Origin of the sequence: uncultured Cetobacterium sp., from assembly GCF_947039425.1 — a bacterium.
Taxonomy (GTDB): domain Bacteria; phylum Fusobacteriota; class Fusobacteriia; order Fusobacteriales; family Fusobacteriaceae; genus Cetobacterium_A.
In genome coordinates, this window is the sequence record NZ_CAMQYW010000100.1 from 1 (window position 1) to 6,211 (window position 6,211).

Here is a 6,211-nt window from a genome sequence, read left to right on the forward strand (position 1 = left end):
TGAACATAAAACTGTAAATACAACTTTTAAAGATGAAAAAAAATCTATAGAAAAACCTAGTTTTCCAAAAAAACATAGATAAACAAAGGGATAGTTCTCAATGGAAAACTATCCCTAATTTTTTTATTTAGCTGATAAGGCAGCCATTGTAAAGTAATTATATGGCTGATTAAAGTGTGGTAAAAAGAAAATATCAAGTAATTTAAATTTATCTATTGTTACTTTTTCTTGTACTGCTAATGAAAATACATGTATACCCATAGATATATCCTCTTTAGAAGCAATTTGAGCTCCTAAAATTCTTCTTGATACTTTATCATATACTATTCTTAATGTTACATCATTATTATTCTTTATAAATCCTGGTTTTTGTAGATCTGTATACTGTGTATACTCTGCATCAAATCCTAATTTTATAGCTTTTTCATAAGTTAATCCAGTAGAAACCATATTTAATCCAAATATTGATATTCCATTTGAACCTTGTACTCCAATACCTTTTAACTCAGTTCCACAAGCATTATGAGCTGCTACTATTCCAGTTCTAACAGCATTTGTTGCAAGAGCAATATAGTTTGTTCCCTCTATTGCATTGTCATATATTGTTGCACAATCTCCAATTGCATAAACATCTTTATCACTTGTTTTTTGATGTAAATCTACTAAAATTGCTTTATTTTTAAATAACTCTAAATAATCCTCACTTAATTTAGTATTTGGTGTAAATCCAACTGCTAAAATTACCATATCTGCATCATATTCATCTTTATCAGTTACAACTTTAGATACTTGATTTTTTTCATTTCCCTCTACTTTTAAAAGTTTTTCTGAAAATCTTATATTAATTCCATTGTCTTTTAAATTATCATTCATTAAATCTCTAAAGTGTTCATCATAATAACCTGTTAATGATGATGGAGCTAAATCCACAAGAGTTACATTCTTATCACATCTTTTAAATGCTTCTGCAAGTTCTACTCCAATATACCCTGCACCCACTACAACTATATTTTTTATATCTTTATTTTCTAATTTTTTTATTACATCTTCAGCATGTTGATATAATTTTACAAATTGTACGTTTTTAAGTTCTGTTCCTGGAATACTTAACTCTATAGGTAATGACCCTGTAGATAAAATCAGTTTATCATAATCTTCTATAATTTCATTTCCATTCTTATCTCTTCCATGCACTAATTTATTTATATAATCAATATGAAAAACTTCTGTCTCCATATGTATTTTAGCTCCTGAACTTTCTAATTTTTCTTTTGAAGAATAAAATAATCCTTCTGAAGATTCAATTTGTTTTCCAATCCATAAAGCCATTCCGCATCCTAGAAAACTTATATTTGAGTTTTTATCAAAAACTACAACCTTCTTATTAGGATAATTTGTTAAAATTGTATTTATTGCTGCTGTTCCTGCGTGATTTGCACCTATTACAACTATTTTCTCCATAATATATCTCTCCTTTTATACCATTTTTGTATAGTATATATACTTTTTGTGTTTTTTGCAATAGTTTTTTTAGATATTAATAAAATATATAAAAAAAAGAGAATATCTTTTAAAATATCCTCTTTAAATACTTTTTAATTTAAATCTTCGTCTGTATCATAAATTACAATTGCTACTTGAAATTTATTTTTTTCCTCATAACAATTTACACTTATTAAATCGATATCCTTTATGAAATTTTCTATGTCTTTAGCTAAATCAAGACTATTGTCTGAAATTAAACGTTTTACTTTTTTCATTTTTCTATCTCCTTATTATAATTATTATGTTCTTAAAATATTCTATCACTTTTTTAATAAATATTAAATATATTTTATTTTTCACATATATATTTATTAAGTTTTGACACAAAAGACCACATAATTATAGAAATAATTAAAGTAATAATTCCAATTTCTCCAAATGTATTTGTATATATATTTAAAGATTGAACTTTATCCATAACTTCAGATTTTGAAATAGCCATAAAAGAAGCTAATATTCCTCCTGTTACACCAGCTATAGCTGTTGTTAAAAACCACATTCCCATAATGAACCCCATAATTCTTTCTGGTACTAATTCTGCTACCATAGCAACTCCTAGCGCACTTATAAGTAACTCTCCAGCTGATTGGAAAAAATAACTCCCAACAACCCATCCTGCTGAAACTATTCCATCACTATTAGAAAAAAACTTAGCAAAATAAAGAAGAGTAAAACTTATTCCACATAAAGTCATTCCAAGAGCAAATTTTGAAGTCACTGCTAAATCTTTTCCTTCTTTTTTATATTTTCCATATAAAAAAGCAAAAAGTGGACTTAAAACAATAATCCAAAAAGGATTTAATGATTGAAAAATTTGAGGATCAATATTAGTTCCAAAAAAATTATGATTAACATTTGATATGGCAAAAAAGTTTAATGATGTTGGCATTTGTTGATATAATGTAAAGAAAATAATAGCTTCTATCATTAAAACAAGTGCAACTAACATTTTTTTTCTGTTTATAGCTACCTCTTTAACCATCTCTCTAAAAAAACATAAAAGTGTTAAACCTGTAACAATCCAAAGAAAAGTATGAGCAATAATTAAATGTTGAAGAAAAAAAAAAAATTCACATAAAAAAGAAACTCCAATTATCGCTACAATTATAATTATTAATTTTTTTAAATGTAATTTACTAAAATCGCCCTTTGACCCAATATTTGAAATTGTATTCTTCATAAGTAAATAATTTCCTAAAGCTATTACAAGACCTAATCCACTTAACATAAAAGATTTATTCCATCCAAAATGAGAAGCTAAAGTTGGTGAAAGAATAAGAGCTATAAAAGATCCAATATTAATAGACATATAATAAAGAGTAAAAGCTCCTTGAATACGAATATCATTTTTTTCATAACATTTAGAAAGTAAACTAGAAGGATTAGCTTTAAATAAACCATTTCCTGTACAAATAACTCCAAGAGCAATAAAAATAGTTCTTGAATTAGAAAATGCCATCATAAAATATCCAATGAAAAGAACAATAGTTCCTAAAACTATAGTCCTTTTTGTACCTAGAATTTTATCGCCTAAATATCCTCCAGCTACAACAAGACCATATACTAAGGCACTAAAAGCACCAAAGGTGGCAAATGATTTCTCTTGACTAAATCCTAAAGACACAACGAAAAATTTTGCTAAAATTCCTTGAGTTGCATAAAATCCAAATCTTTCCCAAAATTCTATAAAAAAAATCAAATAAAAAGGTTTGGGTTGCGTAAACATAAAACTTTTTTCATTTTTGGCTATTACTTTTTGCATAAAAATACCTCCTAATAATTAAATGTTTCACAAAGAATGAATATATTTTTAGTATAGCACTTTAAAACAATATTAATATTCATTTCTCAATATATTGATACATTATTATTAAAAATAGTACATTTTAAGTATTTAAATATATAAAAAATAGAGAATATCAAATAAGATACTCTCTAATTTTTTTCCCTAATTTCTCTGCTTCTATCCATACATCTTGATCTTCTACATTAACCATGTTTTCTAAACAAGCTTTTAATTTATCTCCATACCTTCTTTTAATTCCACTATTTTCACACTCATTACCAAGTCCACATTTGTTACACATAAAATTTCCTTCAATAGATAAAGCTGATATTGGAATCATCTTTTCAACAACAGCCTCTTTTTCTAAAGCTTTATGAGCTTCTTCATTGGCTTTTTTATCAAGACTTGAAATTATTGAAGCAAAAATCTTGCCTTTATTTAAGTTTTTATGATGTGTAGCATAAAGTCGTTCTAAAAAACTTTTAGTAAAAGCATCTATCATTCCAAAAGGAGTATAACCTCCTACAACTAATGCACTTGATTCTAAAAGCTCTTGTTCCACCATTTGAAAGTCATCTTTAATAACACACCTATTTGTTTTTACACAAGCTAAACATGCTCTACACGGTCCTATATTATAATCACTTAATTTAATAAATTTATATTTTAAACCACTACTTTCTAAAACTTTTTTCACTGTTCTATCTGTATTGCTATTAAAAATTGGACTACCACTTACTCCTAAAATTTTCTTCACAATTATTTTAATCCCCCATATATTTTATCTAACATATCTGTATAGTAAAAAGAACTACTAAATATTAAATCTTCAAAATGATTTCTTAAAGACCTATCTCCTTTTTTATGAAGATTATGTTTTAATGTTTTATAAACATTTTCCACTGTTTCTGGATATTTAAAAAAAGGTTCATTTCTAAATTCCTCTAAACATATAAAACCATCATCTTTAAAATCATCAAAATATCCTTTAACAATTCTCACTTCTCCACTAATTAATGAAATCTGTAAATTGCTAAGTCCAGATTCTTTATATTTATGGATTTTTTCTGCCATTTCATATATCTTTTCATCACTTAAAATAAGTTTTTCTATTGTTTCTTTAGGTATTACTTCTAGTATTTTTATTATTTCACCTTTTTTATTTTTATAAGTTATCATAACATTCTCCTATTTTAAACATTTAATAAAATATTTTTTATGAGTGAATTATACTCTAAAGTTTTTCTAAAAACAAGATAGCAATTTACACTAAAAACTCATTTATTAAGTCATTTACAATTTCCTTTGTTAGTGTTTTTTCCATAAAACTTGGCATTAATTTAAATATTATTTTTTTTCTTAATTCATCAATGTCAACTTCACTTTCTTCTAGAAATATATTTATATTTTCTATATATTCATTAATATAATTTTTTAATTGAATCATATCAATAAAAACTACACTATTGGAACTTTCAATATTTTCATTGATTTTCTCTTTTCTTCCTAATATCTCTGGATATTTTTCTAAATATTCACAAATATGTTTCTTTCTGCTCCCCATAAATGCAAGTTGCTGTATTTTTGTTTCCATTCCACATTTTTTTATATATTCACGATAAGCATAAGTTTCTATTCCATTTTGGATTTTAATTTCTAGCTTCTCAAATTCAATATAAAGGCTTTCATCATATTTATCACACTTAGACTCTAAATTTAATTTCAAATTCTTATTTGGTATGCTAGGAGCGTTAACATCGATGTTTTCTTCTATATCATCCCCCCAATCATTTTCAAGTGCCTTTATAAAATAAACTCTCACCTTTTCTACTTTTTGTTTTTTCATATATTGTGCAATTCGTTTAACTTTCTCATATCCATGCTTTTCTATAGATTCTTTAATTGTTTTTGGCATGGTTTTTAGAGTCTTTGCTTTTTTAGGCATAATATTTAATATCTTCTCTATCATTTCTAAAGTCACATTAACTTTTATAGATTCAACAACTTCGCAATCTTCTATTATTGCATGTTCTGTATTACTTACTGTTAAAGTTGTCATTATTTTTCTAAAATCATTTCTATCTTCAAAAAATCTATTTTGTTTATCTATTTTAGATTCTTCAAAAAATGAAATTTCTATCTCTGATTTAGCCCAAGTAGAATCCTTTAAAAATCTAAAATTAGAAATCAATTTTTTATCAATTAAATCTTGCAACGATTTTTCCAATGTTTTAATTGTTTGAGTCATATGAGATTTATCATATTTTAATGGAATTCTCTTAATTAAAAAAATTGTATCTATTTTCAAATATAAATTATCAAACCTCAACTTTTCTATTAACATATATATAGTTCTTGCTGTACTTGATTCTATTTCTAAAAGAGTATTTCCATTATAAACCATATACCCTTTTTGAATAATATTTTTATAAAAATGGTCTGACATTGTAATTTCATAAACTTCTTTTACTCTCTTATCATTTACCATATCTTTATATTTTTTATTTTCCTTTTTACTTAAAGTAATTGTTCTTAAAGAAAACATAGTAGTTAATACTTCTTCACCAATAACTCCCTTACATTCGCTTGAATATAATGTATTTTTAAAAGCATAATTAGCTGTGGCAAGTCTTGATAAAGAAGTTTTCACAATTGAATTATATTTAGAAATGGGCATTTTTAATTTTTCTCGCAACTCTGTTGCCTTTACTACAAATTTTTGTGGCATATTTTTTTCTTTCATAATCTGCATCAAAGCTATAAAAACTTTTTCTTCTGTTTCTCCTGGAATATAATCCCCTGCTGACGGAGTAACTTTAATATACGTATCTCTATTTTTATTAAAAAAATATGTAACTACTTGATTAACTTTTCTTTGAG

The 6,211-nt window shown here is 25.5% G+C and carries 6 protein-coding genes; all 6 read right to left on the bottom strand.

What is annotated here, in order from left to right; all coding sequences use genetic code 11:
* Window positions 1-123 precede the first annotated feature (123 nt).
* Window positions 124-1,461: a H2O-forming NADH oxidase gene (gene nox / locus Q0V09_RS06460; RefSeq protein WP_297487771.1), complete on the bottom strand. Its 1,338-nt coding sequence runs from the start codon at window positions 1,459-1,461 to the stop codon at window positions 124-126.
* 134 nt (window positions 1,462-1,595) lie between these two features.
* On the bottom strand, window positions 1,596-1,760 hold the full coding sequence (locus Q0V09_RS06465; RefSeq protein WP_297406423.1) for a hypothetical protein: 165 nt from the start codon (window positions 1,758-1,760) through the stop codon (window positions 1,596-1,598).
* Between the two features lie 74 nt (window positions 1,761-1,834).
* Window positions 1,835-3,307: an oligopeptide:H+ symporter gene (locus Q0V09_RS06470; protein WP_297487773.1), complete on the bottom strand. Its 1,473-nt coding sequence runs from the start codon at window positions 3,305-3,307 to the stop codon at window positions 1,835-1,837.
* A gap of 157 nt (window positions 3,308-3,464) precedes the next feature.
* On the bottom strand, window positions 3,465-4,088 hold the full coding sequence (locus tag Q0V09_RS06475) for a flavodoxin family protein (RefSeq protein WP_297406427.1): 624 nt from the start codon (window positions 4,086-4,088) through the stop codon (window positions 3,465-3,467).
* Between the two features lie 2 nt (window positions 4,089-4,090).
* Window positions 4,091-4,510, bottom strand: coding sequence for a hypothetical protein (locus tag Q0V09_RS06480; protein WP_297487775.1), 420 nt, complete (start codon window positions 4,508-4,510; stop codon window positions 4,091-4,093).
* An 85-nt stretch (window positions 4,511-4,595) separates the two neighbouring features.
* Window positions 4,596-6,211, bottom strand: a 1,616-nt coding sequence (locus Q0V09_RS06485; RefSeq protein WP_297487777.1) for a hypothetical protein, incomplete at its 5' end; no start/stop codon positions are given.

Excerpts from the sequence above, each read along its gene's own strand:
- nox (WP_297487771.1), bottom strand. The coding sequence starts at position 1,461 with ATGGAGAAAATAGTTGTAATAGGTGCAAATCACGCAGGAACAGCAGCA.
- Q0V09_RS06465 (WP_297406423.1), bottom strand. The coding sequence starts at position 1,760 with ATGAAAAAAGTAAAACGTTTAATTTCAGACAATAGTCTTGATTTAGCT.
- Q0V09_RS06470 (WP_297487773.1), bottom strand. The coding sequence starts at position 3,307 with ATGCAAAAAGTAATAGCCAAAAATGAAAAAAGTTTTATGTTTACGCAA.
- Q0V09_RS06480 (WP_297487775.1), bottom strand. The coding sequence starts at position 4,510 with ATGATAACTTATAAAAATAAAAAAGGTGAAATAATAAAAATACTAGAA.